The following is an 18,858-nucleotide window of genomic DNA, read 5'->3' on the forward strand; positions in this document are numbered from 1 at the left end:
GCACCGCCGGCCGGGCCTAGAGGGCGAAGTCCTCGGGACCGTCGAACGGGCCGACGACCATGGTCGTCCGGGGTGCCGCCGCGAGTTCGGCGGCGAGGTCCTTGACGTCCTGGGTGGTGACGGCGCCCACCCGGGCGAGCGACTCGTCGAGGTCGATGAACTCTCCGGAGACAAGTTCCGACCGGCCCAGCCGGGACATCCGCGAGCTGCTGTCCTCAAGGGCGAGCACCAGCCCGCCGGAGAGCTGTCCGACGGCCTTGCGCAGCTCCTCCTCGGTGATGCCTTCGCGTGCGAGGCGGTCAAGCTCATCCCCGAGCAGGGCGATGACCTGCCCTGTCTTGGCCGGGGAGCAGCCCGCATACATGGCGAAGTACCCTGCGTCGGCGTAGGACGCCGAGAACGAGTAGGTGGAGTAGACGAGGCCGCGCTTCTCCCGGATCTCCTGGAACAGGCGCGAGGACATGCCGCCGCCAAGGACGGCGTTGAGCACGCTCATCGCGAACCGGCGCTCGTCGTTCGCCACCAGGGACGGGCATCCAACGAGGATGTTCGCCTGTTCGACGGCGCGGCGGATGACGTGGACCCCGGACTTGCCGGTGATCTTGGCGGGTTCCGCCGAGCGCCGGTCAACGGGAAGCGCGCCTTCGGCCAGGTCCCATCCCGAGCGTTCGAGTGCTTCCTGGACCAGCGTGCACACGACGTCGTGGTCAAGGCCGCCGGCGGCCGTCACAACGAGCTCCGACGGCCGGTAGTAGCGGCGGTAGTGCTCGAGCACCGACTCGCGGGGCACCTCGCGGATGGCCTCGGGCGTTCCGCCGATGGGCCGTCCCAGCGGATGGGTGCCGAGCACCGCCTCAACGAACTGCTCGTGGGCGACGTCGGCCGGGTCGTCGCTGTCCATTGCGATTTCTTCGAGGATCACATCGCGTTCCTGCTCGAGTTCCTCAGGGTCGAGGACCGCGGAGGTGACCATGTCGGCGATGACGTCGATGGCCATGGGCAGGTCGGTGTCGAGCACGCGGGCGTAGTAGCAGGTGTTTTCCTTCGCCGTCGCGGCGTTGGACTCGCCACCGACCTCGTCGAACGCCGAGGCGATCTGCAGGGCGGTGCGCTTCTTGGTTCCCTTGAAGAGCAGGTGCTCGAGGAAGTGCGTCGAGCCGTGCTGGCCCTCGGCCTCGTCCCTGGAGCCGACGCCCACCCAGAACCCGATAGTGGCCGAGCGCTGGCCGGGCATCGCCTCAGTGAGCACCCTGACGCCGCCGGGGAGCACCGACCTGCGCACGACGGCGCCGCCCGGTTCGCCCGCGACGAAGGTCGGGTCGGCCCCTGCGGACCCGGGGGCGGGCGTGGGGATCAGCGGCAGGAAGACAGCGGTGGGCAGAGCCATTCGGGTCCTTCAGAAAGATGTTGCGGGGAGGATGCGGGGCAAGAACGGGTGGAGCGGGGGAAAGGCCAACGGCTCCGCAGCGGACCGGAGGGTACGCTGCGGAGCCGTCGAGGCCTCAGGGGCGGTCAGTTAGCTGACCGCGTCCTCTGCGGGAACCTCGGGAAGCTCGATGCCGGCTTCCTCGAGCTCCTCATCGGCGACCACCGGGGAGAGCGAGAGCTTTCCGCGGTCGTCGATCTTCGTGATTTCGACCTGGACCTTCTGGCCCACGGCGACGACGTCGTCGACGTTGTCGACGCGCTTTCCTCCGGAGAGCTTGCGCAGCTCGGAGATGTGAAGCAGACCGTCCTTGCCCGGGGTGAGCGACACGAACGCACCGAAGGTTGTCGTCTTGACGACGGTGCCCAGGTAGCGCTCGCCGATCTCGGGGACCTGCGGGTTGGCGATCGCGTTGATCGCCGCGCGTGCAGCCTCGGCGGAGCCGCCGTCGGTGGCTCCGATCAGCACGGTTCCGTCATCCTCGATGGAGATGTCGGCGCCGGTGTCTTCCTGGATCTGGTTGATCATCTTGCCCTTGGGGCCGATGACCTCGCCGATCTTGTCAACGGGGATCTTGACCGAGATGATGCGCGGCGCGAACTCGGAGAGCTCGTCCGGGGCGTCGATCGCGGCTTCGAGAACGCCGAGGATGTGAAGGCGGGCTTCGCGGGCCTGCTTCAGCGCTGCAGCGAGCACCGAGGCGGGGATGCCGTCGAGCTTGGTGTCGAGCTGGATGGCGGTGACGAACTCGGCGGTTCCGGCGACCTTGAAGTCCATGTCGCCGAAGGCGTCTTCGGCGCCGAGGATGTCGGTCAGTGCCGCGTAGCGGGTCTGGCCGTCGACTTCGTCGGAGACGAGGCCCATGGCGATGCCGGCAACCGGAGCCTTGAGGGGCACACCGGCGTTGAGCAGGGACAGCGTCGAGGCGCAGACCGAACCCATCGAGGTTGAGCCGTTGGAGCTGAGTGCCTCGGAGACCTGGCGGATCGCGTAGGGGAATTCCTCGCGGGTCGGCAGGACCGGGGCGATGGCGCGCTCGGCGAGGGCGCCGTGGCCGATTTCGCGGCGCTTGGGCGAGCCCACGCGGCCGGTCTCACCGGTGGAGTAGGGCGGGAAGTTGTAGTGGTGCATGTACCGCTTGCGGGTGACCGGGGACAGCGAGTCGAGCTGCTGCTCCAGCTTCAGCATGTTCAGCGTGGTGACGCCCATGATCTGGGTTTCGCCGCGCTCGAAGATCGCCGAACCGTGGACGCGGGGCAGAACCTCGACCTCGGCGGTGAGCTTGCGGATGTCGGAGAGGCCGCGTCCGTCGATGCGGACCTGGTCCTTGAGGATGCGCTGGCGCACGACGGCCTTGGTGACCGAGCGGAACGCTGCCGAGAGTTCCTTTTCGCGTCCCTCGAAGGAACCGGCGAGGGACCCGAGGACCTCGTTCTTCAGGGCGTCCGAGGCGTTGTTGCGTTCCTGCTTGTCGGAGATCTGGAAGACCTCGGCGAGCTTCTGCGCGGCTGCGGACTCCACTGCCGCGTAGACGTCGTCCTGGTAATCGAGGAAGACGGGGAACTCGACGGTCGGCTTGGCCGAACGCGAGGCGAGGTCGGACTGCGCCTCGCACAGGGCGCGGATGAACGGCTTTGCGGCTTCGAGGCCCTCGGCGACGACCTCTTCGGTCGGCGCCGTTGCCCCGTTCTCCTTGATGAGCTTCCAGGAGTTGTCGGTTGCCTCGGCCTCGACCATCATGATGGCGACGTCGTCACCGACGACCCGGCCGGCGACGACCATGTCGAACACCGAGTTCTCGAGCTCGGAGTGCTTCGGGAAGGCGATCCACTGGTCGCTGCCGCTGCCGTCGGACACGAGGGCAACGCGTACGCCGCCGATCGGGCCGGAGAACGGAAGGCCGGAGAGCTGGGTGGACATCGACGCGGCGTTGATGGCGACGACGTCGTACCGGACGTCCGGGTTGATGGCCAGGACCGTGACGACGATCTGGACCTCGTTGCGCAGGCCCTTGACGAAGGCCGGGCGCAGCGGGCGGTCCATGAGGCGGCAGGCCAGGATGGCCTCGGTCGAGGGGCGGCCTTCGCGGCGGAAGAACGAGCCCGGGATGCGTCCCGCGGCGTACATGCGCTCTTCGACGTCGACCGTCAGCGGGAAGAAGTCGAAGCCCTCGCGGGGGGAGCTTCCGGCGGTCGTCGCCGAGAGAAGCGCTGTGTCTTCGTCGATGTAAACCATGGCGGCGCCGGCCGCCTGCTGGGCGAGCCTTCCCGTCTCAAAGCGGACAGTGCGCGTGCCGAAGCGGCCGTTGTCGATGACGGCTTCTGCAAATTCGATTTCGGGACCCTCCATAGAGAGTCACCTCCGTTTCCTGTGTTGCGGAGGCAGTCGGCACCATCCGAGGCGGCCCCTCGTGGGCGGCCTGTGCAGCACCCGGTCTTCGATCGAGACCCACGGGGCTGACGTCCTTCGTGGTCCGTCATCCCGTAAATCACTACCGAGGACCGCGAATGCGCGGTGCCGTCTGTCTCCTGTTGTATGGCATTTGTCGTTCATGCCCGGCCGCGGGTTCCCCGCATCCGGGCCGCCCGGGCTGCCGGGCGAAAGTGGAAGGCGGCTCCCTCTCCTCAGGAGATGGCGCCGCCTTCCGTTTCAACTATCGACGCAGGCCGAGGCGCTCAAGGAGCGTACGGTAGCGCGTGATGTCGGTGTCCCGCAGGTAGTCCAGCAGGCGACGGCGGCGGCCGACGAGGAGAAGCAGGCCGCGACGCGTGTGGTGGTCGTGCTTGTGCATCTTCAGGTGCTCGGTCAGGTCGAGAATGCGGCGGGAAAGCATCGCGATCTGCACTTCGGGGGAACCGGTGTCGCCCTCTGAAGTTGCGTACTCTTTGATGATTTCCTGCTTGATAGCGGCGTCAAGGGCCACGAATAACTCCTAGAGTTGTACCGTGAATAAAGGAAGAGTGCCTGCAAGGCCCCAGCGAACTGCGGCACCATCAATGACACACAAAAATCCAGCCACCACGGACTGCAGCCGGATCTTGGTACAAGTTTAGCCGCTGGCCTGCAGATCTGTCGAAAGCACCTCGCGGGTGCGCCCCACATCGAGCCGCATCTGCTCGATCAGGGACTCGGGGCCGGTGTAGGTGACCTGGCCCCGCAGCCGCTCGGTGAATTCGACGGCGACCTCCTGGCCGTAAAGGTCAAAGTCCTGGACACGCTCGGGCGGGCGGTCGATGACGTGGGCTTCAACGGTGCGGGCGACGCCCCGGAAGGTGGGGTTTGAGCCGACCGAGATCGCCGCCGGCCACCGGGTCCCCGAGGAGTCGATCAGCCAGCCCGCATAGATGCCGTCGGCGGGAACATAGCCCTGGGCGTTCGAGGCAAGGTTCGCTGTCGGGAACCCCAGGTCGCGCCCGCGCGCCGACCCGTGGACCACTTCGCCGCGGATGTGGTGGAGACGGCCGAGAATCAGGGCAGCGGTTTCGACATCCCCCGCATCGAGGGATTCGCGGACCCACGTTGAGGAGCAGCGGCGTTCCGTCATTCCGTCCCCGGTCGGCAGCGGCACGCTCGCCCCGAAGTCGTCGATCGCGATCACTTCAAAGCCGAGCCGCGCACCGAGGGCGTGCATGGTGTCGAGGTCGCCGCTGTTGCCGCGCCCGAAGCGGACGTCGTGGCCGATCACCACGGCCTTCGCCTTGAGGGTTTCGACGAAGACCTTCTCGACGAATTCCTCTGGCGTATCGGCCGCGAGGTCGAGGGTGTAATGCATCATCAGGAGGCCGTCGATGCCGGTGCGGGCGAGGGTCTGGACGCGGTCCTCAAGCCCCATGATCAGCGCCGGCGCGCTCTCGGGTCGGTGGACCTGCGCCGGGTGCGGTTCAAAGGAGACGACGACGGCGGCGGCGTTCCGCTCGCGCGCCGCGTCAACGAGGTGCTGGAGCACGCGCTGGTGGCCCCTGTGAACGCCGTCGAAGTTGCCGAGGGTGATGACAGAGGGGCCGAACCCTTCCGGGACGTCGGCCAGGTCTCTCCAGTAGAACACGCATCTCCTTCGCCGTTTCGGCTTTCCGCGGCGCGGGCCGGAGCATCCGGATCCCTGCAGCGCCTCCCCCATTATTGCCGATACAGGGGCGGTTTATTTCCGGTTTGGCGTTGGTTCACTTCGCGAAAGTCAGTGATTCTCTCCCTCAAGGGCCCTGGCGTGCCTCCGGCAGGCAGTGGATTGCCCCAGGTCCCGATGGGCCCCCGGCAGGGCGGAGGAACCCGGACGGTTCGGCCTTCCGGGCCGTGCGGAAGTCAGCTGCGGGCGCTGAAGTCCTTACGCATCTGGCTGGTCTTGGCGATATAGCGGTGCCAGACGAGCAGCGCGGCCGGGAAGGCGAGCTCAACGACCATCAGGATGATCATCAGGTAGTGCGGGGTCCCGGAGAATGCCCAGGACAGCACCCGGCCGATGCCGCCAGCGAAGACCATGAGGCATACAAGCCAGAGCATGTTTGCCCACTGGAACTTCACCGCGATGGTGACGAACGCCGCCCCGACGCCGACCATCATCGCGGAGAAGAACCGGAACTGGTTTTCGAGGGTGGGGTTGACCGGGCCCGTTTCGGTGTCCGGCAGGCCTGCCGTTCCGCGGATGAGGTAGTACGCCCCGAACGCGGCAAGTATGAGCCCGACGATGACGACGACAGTGCGGAACACGCTCCAGTCGCTTCCACCGATCCCGTCCTTCGACTTGGCCGGGGACGCGTCCCGTTTCCCGGCCGGGGCCGCGGAGCCGGAGGGCTTTGACGCGGCGGAACGCGCGCTGCCCACGGCCGGCTCGCTTTTCGGCACCTGGGGTGACGGCCTGCCCTGGGGCTCCTGTGGATTGGTGGTCATCATGCTCCCGTCGGTATGCGTTGGGCATCCGTGGCCTCGCTGATCCGTCGTATCGCCATCAGCGGCCGGCCCGCGGGTGCTTCTTTCGCCATACTCTCACGCGCCACCCGGGCCCGGAAGGACTATTCGGCAGGGCCTTCCCGGCCCGCATCTGCTAGGCCGTGCGCCGTGCCGGACGGTGGCGGTAAAGCCACACCAGGCCCAGGATCGGCAGGACAAGCGGCACATAGCCGTAGCCCTGGCCGAAGCCCGACCACACGGTGTCGCTGGGGAACGCCTCGGGGTTCAGCGCGCTCAGCGCCCCGACCGTCAGCACGCCCACCAGCTCGGTCAGCACCGCGGCGACGGAGATGGCGAACCAGCGGGACCCGCTGCGGGCCAGCGAGACGGTGGCCAGGATGTAGACGGCCGCCGCGAGGGCGGTGAGCAGGTAGGCAAGCGGGGCCTCGGAGAACTTGGTGGCGATCTGGAAGATCGCGCGCGCCGAAGCGGCGAGGGCGAACAATCCATAGACGGCCACGAGCAGGCGGCCGGGCCCGGCATTGCGCTGCGCCGCCGCGGTGCCCGGCGGGCTCTGCTGGGCGTCGGCGGATCGGGCGCCCTTTGCTTCGCGGCTCACAGGCCCGCCACCCCCTCCCAAATCTGGTCCATACGGACCATCATGACAAAGATTGTCGGGCCAACGGCGGCAAGCACGAAGTTGCTCCAGCGGCTGCGTTCAAGGATCGCCCAGGCGAAGGCCGCAACGGGGACGAACAGTGCGGTGAACAGGTATCCCCAGAATTCCCACGCCTCGCCCTGGACCGGCTCGCCCCCGGCCTGCCGCACGGCTGAGGTGACGGCGTAGACGAGCAGGAACACCTCGACGGCGGCAACGGAAAGGATGGTGATGTCGTTGGGCGGCTGGCGCACCAGCGCCGCCCCAACGCACAACAGAGCCGAAAGAAGGCAGAGGACCGCTGCGGCGATGACGAAACCATCCACTAGGGGGTACCGCCGCCGGGAGCGAAGACCAGCAGGGCGCGGGCGTCCTTGGGCCGGTTCTCGAGAAGCGCGACGAGGGTTCCGTCGGGTGCGAACGCCGCAACCGGGCCCTCTTCGGGGCCCGCCTCGATGCGCCGGCCGTGGGAGATGTCCTCGGCCTCGCCCGCGCGGAGCTCTCGGACCGGGAACAGCGCGCGCCCCGCGTCGTCGAGCTCCAGCAGGCGCAGGTCCTCGGCGAGCTCCTCGAGGGTTGCCGCCTGTTCGATGCCGTAGGGGCCGACCCGGGTGCGCCGCAGCGCGGTCAGGTGGCCGCCGACGCCGAGGGCCAGTCCGAGGTCGCGGGCGAGGGCCCGAATGTAGGTTCCCGAGCTGCACTCGACTGTGACGTCGACATCCTGCTGCTTGCCGCCGTTGACCCGCCGGATGGCGTGCACCTCGAACCTGCGGATGGTCACGGTGCGGGGCTCGAGCTGGACGTCCTCGCCCGAGCGCACCCGGGCGTAGGAGCGCTGGCCCTTGACCTTGATCGCGCTGACGCTGCTGGGAACCTGGGAGATCTCCCCCGTCAGGGAGGCCACCCCGGCGAGGATGTCATCGCGGGTGACGGCCGCGGCGATGCTTCCTCCGGTGATCTCCCCCTCGGCGTCGTCGGTGATCGTCGACTGGCCCAGGCGGATGGTTGCCGTGTAGGTCTTGTCGGTTCCGACGATGTAGGTGAGCAGCCGGGTGGCGCGGTTGATGCCCAGGACGAGGACACCCGTGGCCATGGGGTCGAGGGTGCCCGCATGGCCCACCTTGCGGGTGCCGGCGAGGCGCCGGAGGCGCCCCACGACGTCATGGCTCGTCCAGCCCTGCGGCTTGTCCACTATGATCAGCCCTGAGTGGACCTGCCCCGAATTCACGCCTCCCAGTATAGGGTGCTGCGGATGGGCCCCGGGCACGGGCTGTAGCATTCCCCTATGATGCCCACTGCCGCCCATGTCCAGCGGCTGCCCGTCAATCAGATCCGCGAAATCACACAGGCCGCCTGGGCGCAGGGGCATTCGATAGTGCTCAGCATCGGCGAGCCCGGTTTCCCGGTCGCCCGGCACATCCTCGAAGCGTCGATGGCCGCCCTTGACCGCGACGAGACGAACTACACCCCCAATGCGGGGATCGCGCCGCTGCGCGAGGCCTTCGCGTCCCGGTTCCGGACCTCCAACGGGGTGGACGTCGACCCGTCGCGCGTCTATGTGACCTCCGGGGCCCAGCAGGGCCTCCACCTTGCGATGAGCACCCTGCTTGCCCCCGGCGACGAGGTGCTGCTGCCCAACCCGGGCTACCCGACCTTCGCGATGACCGCTGCCCTGCTTTCGGCGGTCCCTGTGGGCTACCCGCTGCTGCCGGAGAACGGTTTCCAGCCGCGCCCGGCCGACCTGGAGGCGCTCATTACCCCGCGGACGCGCCTGCTGATCCTCAACTCGCCGTCGAATCCCCTGGGCTCGGTGTTCAGCGCCACGCTTACCCGGGACCTCGTGGCGCTCGCCGCGAGGCACAACCTGTGGGTGATCTCCGATGAGTGCTACGAGGCGTTCACCTATGACGTGCCGCACGTGAGCCCTGCCCGTTTCGACGTAGGCGGCCCCGACGCCCTTCCCGGCGTCGACGGCCACCGGGTTGTCACCTCGCTGACGCTGTCGAAGACGTACGGCCTGACCGGGCTGCGCATCGGAGCGCTCGTTGTCCCGCCGGGGCTGGAGGCGGTGCTGAACAACGTGATGGAGGCAAGCGTCTCATGCGTCTCGGCCCCGTCCCAGTACGCCGCGCTCGCCGCACTGACCGGGCCGCAGGACTACGTGGCGGAAAGCCTCGCGGCGTATCGGAGGAACCGGGACGCAGCAACCGGTGTCCTGCGGAGCCGGAACATCCCCTACCTGGACGCCGAAGGGGCGTTCTACCTGTGGGCGGATGTATCCCATGCAACAGGCGGGAACGTGCGGCGTTGGGTCTCAACCTTCCTCGCCGAACAGTCGGTGGCGCTGGCTCCGGGCACCGCGTTCGGATCGATGGGCGAGGGCTGGGTGCGCATCGCTTTGTGCGCGGAGACCTCCGACATCGTGGAGGGGCTCAGCAGGCTCCCGCACAGAAAAGGCAGCTGAGTTTCCTCAGCTGCCTTTTCGCGTCTGCTTTTGCGCCCTGCTAGCGGGCTGCTTCGTCGTTTTCCTCGGAGGTGCGGTAAGGGTCCGCGTCGCCTGCGAAGTCGGCGCCCTGGGCGATCGCCGCAACTTCGGCGTCCCGCTCGCGGGCCTTCTGGAGGAGCTCTTCGAGGTGGCTCGCGTTGACCGGAATCTCGTCGGGAACGAACTCGAGGGTGGGCGTGAGCCGGGCGGTGATGTTCTTGCCCACCTCGGAGCGAAGCACGCCCCGGGCCGACTCGAGGGCCATCCGCGTCTCCTGCTGCTCGTCCGGGTCGCCCAGCACCGTGTAGTACAGGGTGGCGTGCTGGAGATCGTTCGTGACGCGTGCGTCGGTGATTGTCACTGCTTCGAGCCGCGGGTCCTTGACCCTCCGGCGGAGGGCCTCGGCGACGATCACCTTGATCCGCTGTGCGAGCCGCGCAGCGCGTGCCGGATCTGCCATTACTCTTCCTCCTGTTGGACTGGACTGCTTGAACTAAACGCCGGCCGGAAGCGGCCGGCGGACAGCGCAGGCGCCCCGGAACCCGGAGCGCCTGCGCTGTTCAACCTGCTAGACGCGGGGCTTCTCCCGCATCTCGAAGGTCTCGATGGTGTCGCCTTCCTTGACGTCGTTGAACGAGCCGAGGCCGATACCGCACTCGAAGTCGGTGCGGACCTCGGTGACATCGTCCTTGAACCGCTTGAGCGATTCGACGGTCAGTCCTTCGCCAATCACCTTGCCGTCGCGGCGGACACGCGCCTTGGAGTTGCGTCGGATGATCCCGGAGCGGACGATCGAGCCGGCGATGTTGCCGAACTTCGAGGAACGGAACACCTCGCGGACCTCGGCCGAACCCAGCTGGACCTCTTCGTACTCCGGCTTGAGCATGCCCTTGAGTGCGAGCTCGATGTCATCGATTGCTGCGTAGATGACGGAGTAGAAGCGCATGTCGACACCCTCGCGCTCGGCGAGGTCGCCAACGCGCTCGGCGGGCTTGACGTTGAACCCGATGATGATCGCGTTGTCCACGGTCGCCAGGTTGACGTCGTTCTGGGTGATCGCACCAACGCCGCGGTGGATGACGCGCAGCTGCACGCCCTCCCCGACGTCGATCTTGAGGAGCGAATCCTCAAGCGCTTCGACGGCACCGGACACGTCGCCCTTGAGGATGAGGTTGAGGGTGTCAACCTTGCCCTCGGCCACGGCCTGGTCGAAGTCCTCGAGGCTGATGCGCTTGCGGCGCTTGGCCAGTGCGGCATTGCGGTCGGCGGTTTCCCGCTTCTCGGCGATCTGGCGGGCGGTGCGCTCGTCGTCGGTGACGAAGAACGTGTCGCCTGCCCTCGGGACGTTGGAGAGGCCGAGCACCTGGACCGGCCGCGAAGGCCCGGCGGTGGTGACGACGTCGCCGTTCTCGTTGAACATGGCACGGACGCGTCCGTGGGCAGTTCCGGCAACGATTGTGTCTCCGACGTGCAGGGTTCCCGACTGGACGAGCACTGTCGCAACAGCGCCGCGGCCCTTGTCGAGGTTTGCCTCGATGGCGATGCCGCGGGCGTCCTTGTTCGGGTTGGCCCGCATGTCGAGTGCCGCGTCGGCGGTCAGCAGGACCGCTTCGAGCAGCTCGTCGATGCCGTCGCCCTTGAGCGCCGAGACGTGGACGAACATGGTGTCGCCGCCGTACTCCTCGGGAACCAGTCCGTATTCGGTCAGCTGTCCCTTGACCTTGTCAGGGTTCGCGCCTTCCTTATCCATTTTGTTCACTGCCACAACGATCGGCACGTTCGCCGCCTGTGCGTGGTTGAGCGCCTCAACGGTCTGCGGCATGACGCCGTCGTCCGCTGCGACAACCAGCACCGCGATGTCGGTGACGCTCGCACCACGGGCACGCATGGCGGTGAACGCCTCGTGGCCGGGTGTGTCGATGAAGGTGATGGCCCGCTCGGAGTCTTCGAGCTCGTGCTGGATCTGGTAGGCACCGATGTGCTGGGTGATCCCGCCGTGCTCGCCTTCGACGACCTTGGTGTTGCGGATGGCATCGAGGAGCCGGGTCTTACCGTGGTCGACGTGGCCCATGACTGTGACAACCGGAGGACGGGCCTCAAGCTGCTCGTCGCCTTCGGCCGAAAGCTCGGCGTCGAAGTCGATGTCGAAGCTGCTGAGCAGTTCGCGCTCTTCGTCTTCGGGGGAAACGACCTGGATCTTGTACCCGAGTTCAGCACCAAGCAGTGCGAAGGTGTCTTCGTCGAGTGACTGGGTGGCGGTGGCCATCTCACCGAGGTGGAACAGCACCGTCACCAGCGCGGCCGGGTTCGCCTCGATCTTGTCGGCGAAATCGGTGATCGAAGACCCGCGGCGCAGGCGGACGATGGTGTTTCCATCACCGCGGGGCACGCTGACGCCGCCAAGCGACGGAGCCGACATCTGCTCCAGTTCCTGCCGCTTCGCGCGCTTCGACTTACGCTGCTTGCCGCGGCCTGCGCCGCCCTTGCCGAACGCACCGGCTGTGCCGCCGCGTCCGCGTGAGCCCTTGCCGAATCCGCCGCCGGCGGGAGCTCCACCCGGGCTTGCCGGTGCTCCACCGGGTCCGCGGCGTGGTCCTGCTCCGGCACCGGGTGCACCGCGGCCTGGGGCTGCGGGGCGTTCGGTGCGGTTCGGCATCATGCCTGGAGTGGGCCGGTTTCCGCCGGCGCCGGCGGGACGGGGCGCTCCGGGGCGTGGTGCTCCGGGGCGTGGTCCGCCCGCTCCTGCTGCCGGACGCGGTCCACCGGCTCCTGCTGCCGGACGGGGTCCGCCTGCACCGGGTGCCGGGCGCTGTCCGCGCTCGTCATCACGGCGGCCCGGGCGGGGCATGCCCTGCGACGGGGCGAAGGGGTTGTTTCCAGGACGCGGGGTTCCGGTCCGGTCGCCGGAGCGGTCGGAGTCGGGGCGTCCTGAACGCATGCCCTGCGACGGAGCGAAGGGGTTGTTTCCGGGGCGCGGTGCTCCCCCGGGGCGTGCTCCACCGGGCCGGGTTGTGCTTTCGGCCGGCGGTGCCGCTGCCGGGCGTGGAGCGGGACGGGCACCTGGCTTTACCGACGGTGCGCTGTCGCGGGCAGGTGCCTGCGGCTCGGCCGTATCGGAGAACGAAGGAGAAGTCGGGGCTGCGGCGGCGGGAGCTGCCGGAGCCGTCTGCTCGGGCGCTGCCGGCGCTGATGCGGATGCTGCGGGTGTGGGAGCTGCCGGGGCGGACGGCTTCCCGTTCGATGCCGGGGCGGCTGGCGCTGCCGGGGCATCAGCCGCGGGCGTTTGCGGCGCGGCCGGTGCTGCAGCAGCGGGAGCGGCCGGGGCCGCTGCAGGCTTTGAAGCACCGTTGGAGGGGAACGCGCCGCGAAGTTTCTTCACGACGGGCGCCTCGATGGTTGAAGAGGCTGAACGGACGAATTCGCCCAGTTCCTGCAGTTTTGCTACTGCATCTTTTGAGGTAATACCGAGCTCTTTCGCGAGCTCGTGTACGCGGACCTTGGCCACATTTCTCCTGTCTCGGTCCGCACCGAGTCAGGTACGAACCGTCTAATTCCTACTGCAGAACCCGCCTGCCGAGGCAGCCGGGAAGCCGATTGCAGAGCACAACGGATTGTTCATCGTTGGGCACTCATCGCTGGGTACTCATCGGGTTTCCATCAGTTTTCTGACCCGCTTTCAGGGAGGACGGTTTCTTGCCGGAGGCTTCGCGAGGAAGCTTCAGTGAGGGCATGGAACTGGAGCTCCAGTTGCCCGGTCTCCACGACGCTCCGGAAAGCGCGGTGGAATGCCTTGCGTCGAAGTGCCATGTCCATGCACGCCGGTTCCGGGTGCAGCCAAGCGCCCCGACCGGACAGCCGGCGGTGTTCGTCGATCGCAGCGGTGCTTTTCCCGCCGACCATCTGTGCCACCACCCGCATCAATGCAGACTGGTCGTCGCGCTTGCGGCATCCAATGCAGGTCCGGACAGGAGTTGCTCCTGGTTCAGGACTTCGTTGCATGCTCGGGCGCAAGATAACCTCAGTCTTTTCCATTCTACCGCTTATGCACCGTGCCCGTGACCTCGGAGCCCTCAGGCCTTCGCCGGCTGCGCCGCGTCGGAGACGATATCGATGCGCCAGCCCGTGAGCTTGGCGGCGAGGCGGGCGTTTTGGCCCTCCTTGCCGATGGCCAGCGAAAGCTGGTAATCCGGGACGACGACGCGGGCGGACCGCGTGGCTTCATCGGTGATGGTGACCGAAGAGACCCTCGACGGCGACAGCGAGCTGGCGATGAAGGTTGCGGGGTCATCACTGTAATCGACGATGTCGATCTTTTCGTCGTTGAGCTCGTTCATCACGGCGCGGACGCGTGAGCCCATCTCTCCGATGCAGGCGCCCTTGGCGTTCACCCCTGAGACGTTGGCGCGGACCGCGATCTTCGTGCGGTGGCCGGCCTCGCGGGCCAGGGCCACGATCTCGACGGTCTTGTCGGCAATTTCCGGGACCTCGAGTTCGAAGAGCTTCCGCACGAGGCCGGGGTGGGAGCGGGAAAGGGTGATCGAGGGGCCCTTCATGCCGCGGTGGACGTCGACGACGAAGGCCCGCAGCCGGGTGCCGTGGAGGTATTTCTCGCCGGGCACCTGCTCGGGCGGCGGCAGGACCGCCTCGACGGAACCGAGGTTCACCTGAATCATGTGCGGGTTGTTGCCCTGCTGGATCATTCCGGCGACGAGCTCGCCCTCCTTGCCGCGGAATTCGCCAAGGATGTTGTCGTCCTCGGCGTCGCGCAGGCGCTGGAGGATGATCTGGCGGGCAGTGCTCGCCGCGATCCTGCCGAAGCCGCTGGGCGTGTCGTCGAACTCGCCGACGGTCTCGCCGTCGTCGCCGACCTCGGTGGCCCAGATGGTCACGTGGCCGCTCTTGCGGTCGAGTTCGGCCCGCGCCTTCTCCTGGGAGCCGGGGCTCCTGTGGTAGGCCACGAGGAGGGCCTGCTCAATGGTCGGGATCAGCAGATCAAGTGGGATTTCGCGTTCGCGCTCAAGCAGCCTCAACGCACTCATATCAATATCCATAAAGGACTCCTTACGCTGGGTGCGCCGTGCCGGGATCGCCCGGGCCGGCCGCACCGTGGTCTTCATTGTGTTCATCCTCAAGATGGGCAAATTCGACCTGGACGGTCCCTTTGCGGATCTTGGAAAAATCGAGGGCAACCGGGTCTCCCGACCGCGGCTTCATCCCCTTCTTGACGATCAGCTGGGGACGCAGGCGGATTCCCTCAGCGGAGACCTCGAGCAGCCGGCCGACGATGTCGTCGCCGTTGAGCCGCTGGACCTCGACGAGCCGGCCGATGTTGCGGCGCCAATGCCGCGGTTCGGTCAAAGGCCGGGACACCCCGGGAGATGAGATTTCCAGGCTGTAGGGCCGGCCGTCGTCGTCCGGGTCATTGTCCATCGCCGCTGAAAGTTCCATCGAGACGGCGGAGATGGTGTCGAGTCCGATGGCGCCCTCACGGTTCTCCGGAAGGTCGACGATAACGTGAACGGTGCGCTGCACACCGGCCATCCGAACCTCGACGTCCTCGAGGTAGAGGCTGTGCTGTTCGATCACCGGCTGGAGCAGCGTGCGCAGCCTCTGTGCCTCCGCCTGGAGCTCGGCCTCCCGTGCCGCTTTGCGCGGCGTTGCCGGGTTTTCCTTGCCGGACCGAACCGCCATAGCTGCCTCCCACTCGATGATGTTGTAGCTCAAGAGTACCGACTTCGCGGGGCGGCGGCGTATCGGCCGAACAAAACGCCGTGATCATGACAAGATCGGTTCCTGTGAGGACACGCGCGCATCCGCAGCACCGCGGCAGGGAATCCGCGCTGCGGAATGCCGCAGCGCGGGTGGTCCGATGGCTCTGCCTGAGTGTGGTTTTCCTCCTCGTCGCGGGCCTGGGAATCGGCGTCGCAGGCAGCGGATCCGATGAACCGACATTCACCGAGCAGGCCCAGCTCGACGCCGCCTCCCGGGCCCGTGCCCTCGCAGCCGACGCCCAAGCGCTCGCCTCCGATCCGCGGGCCCCGGCAGCCGGATTTGAGCAGGCGGCGGTGCTGCTCGAGGCGCAGGCGGCCGCCCTGTCCCCCGCCGGTGGGAACCCCGCTTCGACGGATCCCGCGTCCCCGGGGCCGTCGGCTGCCCCTTCCGCTCCCCCCGTGACGGCGGAATCGCTGGCAGAGGCACTCGCCGCATCGGCAGCGAAGGGCCTGGCCGATGCTTCACGCTCCGAGCCGGGAATCGCACGCCTCCTTGCGGCAACGGCGGGCAGCCAGCGCTGGCAGGCGGCAGCGTTGCGCGCCAGGCTCGGCCTTCCCGCCCTTCCCGCGGCCGCTCCCCTGCCCGGGCCCCCTGAGGCCGGCGCCGGGACGGAGTGCGCGGGCAGCGCGCTGGGCAGCGGTGAGGACCGCCGCTACCTCCTGGCAGCCGCCAAGGCGGAACACCGGGCGGTTTACGCCTATGAGGTGGCCGCCGCCCGGCTCCCCGATGCGGGGCCGTCGCTCCGTGCAGCCCGGGCACACGCCGCGGGTGCCGCCGCTGCAGGGGCCTTCCTCGAGGTGCTCTGCGCGCCGGTGCCGGCCGTTGTCCCGGCCTACGCCCTCGACCCCGCCTTCTCAGCGGATCCCGCAGCTGGAATAGCCCGCCTCGAGGGTGAGTTGTGCGTGCTTTACGGGGATCTCGTGGGCCTGGGCGGGGAGGATGTCCGGGCATGGGCGGTGCCCCGGTTCAACGCCGCAATCCAGCGGAGCCTGGCAGCAAACGGCGGAACCGAACCGGTGCCGTGCGTGCCAGCCGAGGCCGCAGCGCAGGAACCCGGCTCCCCCGCCACCGGAACGACGACGACGAAGGATGAAGAGACGCAATGAGCGCAGCTGAGGGCTATTCGCACGACGAGCCGCACCGCGGCGACCTTGCGCAGCGGTTGAACCGGCTGCGCGCCGGCGTCCTCGGCGCCAACGACGGGATCGTTTCCGTCGCCGCGATCGTGGTGGGCGTCGCGGGGGTCACGACGGCGCCCGGGCCGATCCTGACGGCCGGCGCCGCGGCACTGGTCGGCGGCGCTGTGTCGATGGCCCTGGGTGAGTACGTTTCGGTGAGCAGCCAGAGCGACAGCCAGCGCGCCCTGATTGAAAAGGAACGCCGTGAGCTCGAAGAGGAGCCGGAGGAGGAGCTTCTTGAGCTTGCCGGAATCTACGAGGCGAAGGGCCTGAGCGCCGAGACGGCGATGACGGTGGCTGTCGAGCTGACGGCCAAGGACGCCCTCGGGGCCCACCTCTCCGCCGAACTGGGCATCGACGAGGACGACGTCGTCAGCCCCTGGCATGCGGCTTTCGCCTCCGCCGCCGCATTCACTGTCGGCGCCCTTCTTCCCCTGCTGGCGATCATGCTTCCCCCGCCCGGGCTCCGCGTCCCCGTCACGTTCGTTGCGGTGCTTGGCGCGCTGGCACTGACCGGCGGCCTCGGCGCCCAGGTCGGCGGAGGATCGAAGCTGCGGGCTGCTGCTCGGGTCGTGGTGGGCGGGTTTATCGCGCTGCTCGCAACGTTCCTGATCGGAAACCTTCTCGGCGCCACGGGAGTTGTCTAGTCTGGCCCGTATGGGGAACTCCGCGCTGGACCTGCCAGATGACCTGATCCTTACTGCCCGGCAGCTTCCGGGAGGAGCACAGTGGCTGCGGTCATGGCCCGCGCTCCTCGAGGGACATCTCGACCGCTGGAAGCTGACGCTTGATCTTCCTGCCGGGGGAACGCCGTGGGCAGGGCGGTGCGCGGTGGTGGTTCCGGTGCGCCGGGCCGGCGGGAAGCCCGCGGCGCTGAAGATCGGGATCCCGCACGATGAAGCACGAGCCGAGCCCGACGCCCTCGAATTGTGGGGAGGCAACGGAGCCGTTCGACTCCTTGCCGCGGACCGCAGCGACTCCATCCTCCTGCTTGAGCGCCTTGAGGGTGACGAATCGCTCCTGTCGGTGCCGCTTGAACAGACCACCGCCGTGTGGGGGAACCTGATGCTCACCCTCTCGATCCGCCCCGCACCCGATCCCCTGTGGGCCGCAGTGCCGCTCCTGGCCGCCGAAGCCGAGACGTGGACCGACACCCTGCCAGCCGACTGGGAAGCCGCGGGTGAGCCGTTTCCCCGTTGGCTGCTCGAGCACGCGCTCGAGGTGTGCCAGGTGCGCGGAGCCGTGGGCCGGCGGTGGGCCCGGGACGTGCTGGTGCACTCGGACCTCCACTACGGGAACATCCTCCCACGGCCTGAAGGCGCCCCGGGCGGCCGCGAATGGGTTGCGATCGATCCCAAACCGCTTGTCGGAGACGCTGAGTACGCGCTCGCCCCGATGCTGTGGAACCGGCTCGGAGACCTTTCCCCGAACGACCCGGCGGCCCACCTGCGCCGTCGCTGTTCCTCCCTCGCTGCGGCGGCCGGGCTCGACCCGGTGCTGGCCCGCGACTGGTCGGTGCTGCGCGAGGTCCGCAATGCGCTCGGATACCTGAACGGCGGAGCCATCCGGGACGCGCGGCGCTCGCTGTGGGTGGCCAGTTCGCTGCTGGGCAGGACACTGCCCGACCTGCCTCCGGCGCACTGCCTCACCGGGTGAGCGGCCGGATGTTCTCTGTCCAGACGTCGTAACCGAGCTTGAGGATCAGGGCGGCAACGACGCAGAGGAACACCCAGCGGATGAACTTGCTGCCCTGCCGGATGGCCATCCGGGAACCAAGGTATCCGCCGGCCATGTTGGCGGCGCCAAGGAGCAGCCCGAGCCCCCAGAGCAGCGAGCCGTGCGGCAGGAAGAACATCAGCGCGCCGAAGTTCGTGGCCATGTTCACGATCTTCGCCTTCGCGCTGGCGCCGAGGAAACTGTAGCCGAGCAGGGTCACCATGGCGATGATCAGGAACGAGCCGGTGCCCGGGCCGATCAGCCCGTCGTAGAACCCGATGACCAGCCCGATCGCACCCGCTGTCCCGTAGTGCCGCCGCCCTTTGTGCTTGAGCGCGGTCAGCGTGCCGACCGTGGGACGCAGCGCCGTGAAGATGGCCACGGCGATCAGCGCGAGAACGATGATCGGCTTGAACACCGATGCCGGCAGCGAGGCAGCAAGGATCGCTCCGCCGAAGCTCCCCGCAAGGGCGATGACCGCCATGGGAATCGCGGTCCGCAGGTCGGGGTGGGCGCGGCGGTAGTAGGTGATGGCGCTCGTGGTCGTCCCGAAGATCGAGCCCATCTTGTTGGTCGCCAGCGCCTGGACGGGCGTGATGCCCGGAACCAGCAGCAGGGCGGGCAGCTGAAGCAGCCCGCCCCCGCCGACGACGGCGTCGACCCAGCCGGCGGCAAGCCCGGCGATGACCACGAGCAGGACTGTTGCCAGCTCGATTTCCTCGAGCCCGGAGGTCACCGG

18 protein-coding genes are annotated in these 18,858 nt (G+C 68.1%); 4 read left to right on the forward strand and 14 right to left on the reverse strand.

The genetic code is table 11. The annotated features are described in order from the left end of the window. Positions 1–16: 16 nt before the first annotated feature. From AC4D14_RS16645 to truB, 8 genes are all read right to left on the reverse strand, one after another. Positions 17–1,387, reverse strand: a complete 1,371-nt coding sequence (locus AC4D14_RS16645; protein WP_490903780.1) for a M16 family metallopeptidase — start codon at positions 1,385–1,387, stop codon at positions 17–19. A 129-nt stretch (positions 1,388–1,516) separates the two neighbouring features. After that, complete coding sequence (locus AC4D14_RS16650; RefSeq protein ID WP_490903781.1) at positions 1,517–3,775, reverse strand: polyribonucleotide nucleotidyltransferase; 2,259 nt, start codon at positions 3,773–3,775, stop codon at positions 1,517–1,519. A 304-nt stretch (positions 3,776–4,079) separates the two neighbouring features. After that, positions 4,080–4,349 carry a 30S ribosomal protein S15 gene (gene rpsO, locus AC4D14_RS16655; protein ID WP_490903782.1) on the reverse strand — a complete coding sequence of 90 codons (270 nt, stop codon included), beginning with the start codon at positions 4,347–4,349 and terminating at the stop codon, positions 4,080–4,082. Positions 4,350–4,475: 126 nt separating this feature from the next. Continuing rightward, positions 4,476–5,471 (reverse strand): bifunctional riboflavin kinase/FAD synthetase, encoded by a 996-nt coding sequence (locus AC4D14_RS16660; RefSeq protein ID WP_490903783.1) that lies wholly within the window; start codon positions 5,469–5,471, stop codon positions 4,476–4,478. Positions 5,472–5,725: 254 nt separating this feature from the next. Then, entirely contained in the window at positions 5,726–6,310 is a 585-nt protein-coding gene (locus tag AC4D14_RS16665) for a DUF4345 domain-containing protein (protein ID WP_490903784.1), read from the reverse strand. 154 nt (positions 6,311–6,464) lie between these two features. Beyond that, positions 6,465–6,929 carry a hypothetical protein gene (locus AC4D14_RS16670; RefSeq protein WP_490903785.1) on the reverse strand — a complete coding sequence of 155 codons (465 nt, stop codon included), beginning with the start codon at positions 6,927–6,929 and terminating at the stop codon, positions 6,465–6,467. Continuing rightward, positions 6,926–7,294: a hypothetical protein gene (locus tag AC4D14_RS16675; protein WP_490903786.1), complete on the reverse strand. Its 369-nt coding sequence runs from the start codon at positions 7,292–7,294 to the stop codon at positions 6,926–6,928. The genes AC4D14_RS16670 and AC4D14_RS16675 overlap by 4 nt, the downstream gene beginning before the upstream one ends. Continuing rightward, complete coding sequence (truB, locus tag AC4D14_RS16680; protein WP_490903787.1) at positions 7,294–8,196, reverse strand: tRNA pseudouridine(55) synthase TruB; 903 nt, start codon at positions 8,194–8,196, stop codon at positions 7,294–7,296. The genes AC4D14_RS16675 and truB overlap by 1 nt, the downstream gene beginning before the upstream one ends. A 57-nt stretch (positions 8,197–8,253) precedes the next feature. On the opposite strand from truB, the gene AC4D14_RS16685 reads away from it, so the two are divergent. Further along, entirely contained in the window at positions 8,254–9,432 is a 1,179-nt protein-coding gene (locus AC4D14_RS16685; protein WP_490903788.1) for a pyridoxal phosphate-dependent aminotransferase, read from the forward strand. Positions 9,433–9,472: 40 nt separating this feature from the next. On the opposite strand, the gene rbfA is transcribed toward AC4D14_RS16685, so the two are convergent. The 5 genes from rbfA to rimP form a co-directional block, all read right to left on the reverse strand. Further along, positions 9,473–9,913, reverse strand: coding sequence for a 30S ribosome-binding factor RbfA (rbfA, locus tag AC4D14_RS16690; protein WP_490903789.1), 441 nt, complete (start codon positions 9,911–9,913; stop codon positions 9,473–9,475). Between the two features lie 108 nt (positions 9,914–10,021). Next, a complete protein-coding gene (gene infB / locus AC4D14_RS16695) occupies positions 10,022–12,958 on the reverse strand; it encodes a translation initiation factor IF-2 (RefSeq protein ID WP_490903790.1) in 2,937 nt (978 codons plus the stop codon). A gap of 152 nt (positions 12,959–13,110) precedes the next feature. Beyond that, positions 13,111–13,485 (reverse strand): YlxR family protein, encoded by a 375-nt coding sequence (locus AC4D14_RS16700; protein ID WP_490903791.1) that lies wholly within the window; start codon positions 13,483–13,485, stop codon positions 13,111–13,113. Positions 13,486–13,523: 38 nt separating this feature from the next. Next, positions 13,524–14,504 (reverse strand): transcription termination factor NusA, encoded by a 981-nt coding sequence (nusA, locus tag AC4D14_RS16705; protein WP_490903792.1) that lies wholly within the window; start codon positions 14,502–14,504, stop codon positions 13,524–13,526. Positions 14,505–14,514: 10 nt separating this feature from the next. After that, positions 14,515–15,144: a ribosome maturation factor RimP gene (gene rimP, locus AC4D14_RS16710; protein WP_490903793.1), complete on the reverse strand. Its 630-nt coding sequence runs from the start codon at positions 15,142–15,144 to the stop codon at positions 14,515–14,517. 104 nt (positions 15,145–15,248) lie between these two features. Here rimP and AC4D14_RS16715 point away from each other — a divergent pair, with 104 nt between their 5' ends. From AC4D14_RS16715 to AC4D14_RS16725, 3 genes are read left to right on the forward strand one after another with little or no spacing between them, the layout of a single operon-like run. Beyond that, entirely contained in the window at positions 15,249–16,331 is a 1,083-nt protein-coding gene (locus tag AC4D14_RS16715) for a DUF4439 domain-containing protein (protein WP_490903794.1), read from the forward strand. Beyond that, positions 16,328–17,050 (forward strand): VIT1/CCC1 transporter family protein, encoded by a 723-nt coding sequence (locus AC4D14_RS16720; protein ID WP_490903795.1) that lies wholly within the window; start codon positions 16,328–16,330, stop codon positions 17,048–17,050. Before AC4D14_RS16715 ends, AC4D14_RS16720 begins: the two co-directional genes overlap by 4 nt. 10 nt (positions 17,051–17,060) lie before the next feature. Further along, positions 17,061–18,059, forward strand: coding sequence for an aminoglycoside phosphotransferase family protein (locus AC4D14_RS16725; protein ID WP_490903796.1), 999 nt, complete (start codon positions 17,061–17,063; stop codon positions 18,057–18,059). Here the strand turns inward: AC4D14_RS16725 and AC4D14_RS16730 are convergent. Beyond that, positions 18,049–18,855, reverse strand: coding sequence for a sulfite exporter TauE/SafE family protein (locus AC4D14_RS16730; RefSeq protein ID WP_490903797.1), 807 nt, complete (start codon positions 18,853–18,855; stop codon positions 18,049–18,051). The genes AC4D14_RS16725 and AC4D14_RS16730 overlap by 11 nt on opposite strands. Positions 18,856–18,858: the final 3 nt, after the last annotated feature.

It is taken from the genome of Arthrobacter sp. TJ-254, from assembly GCF_058269175.1.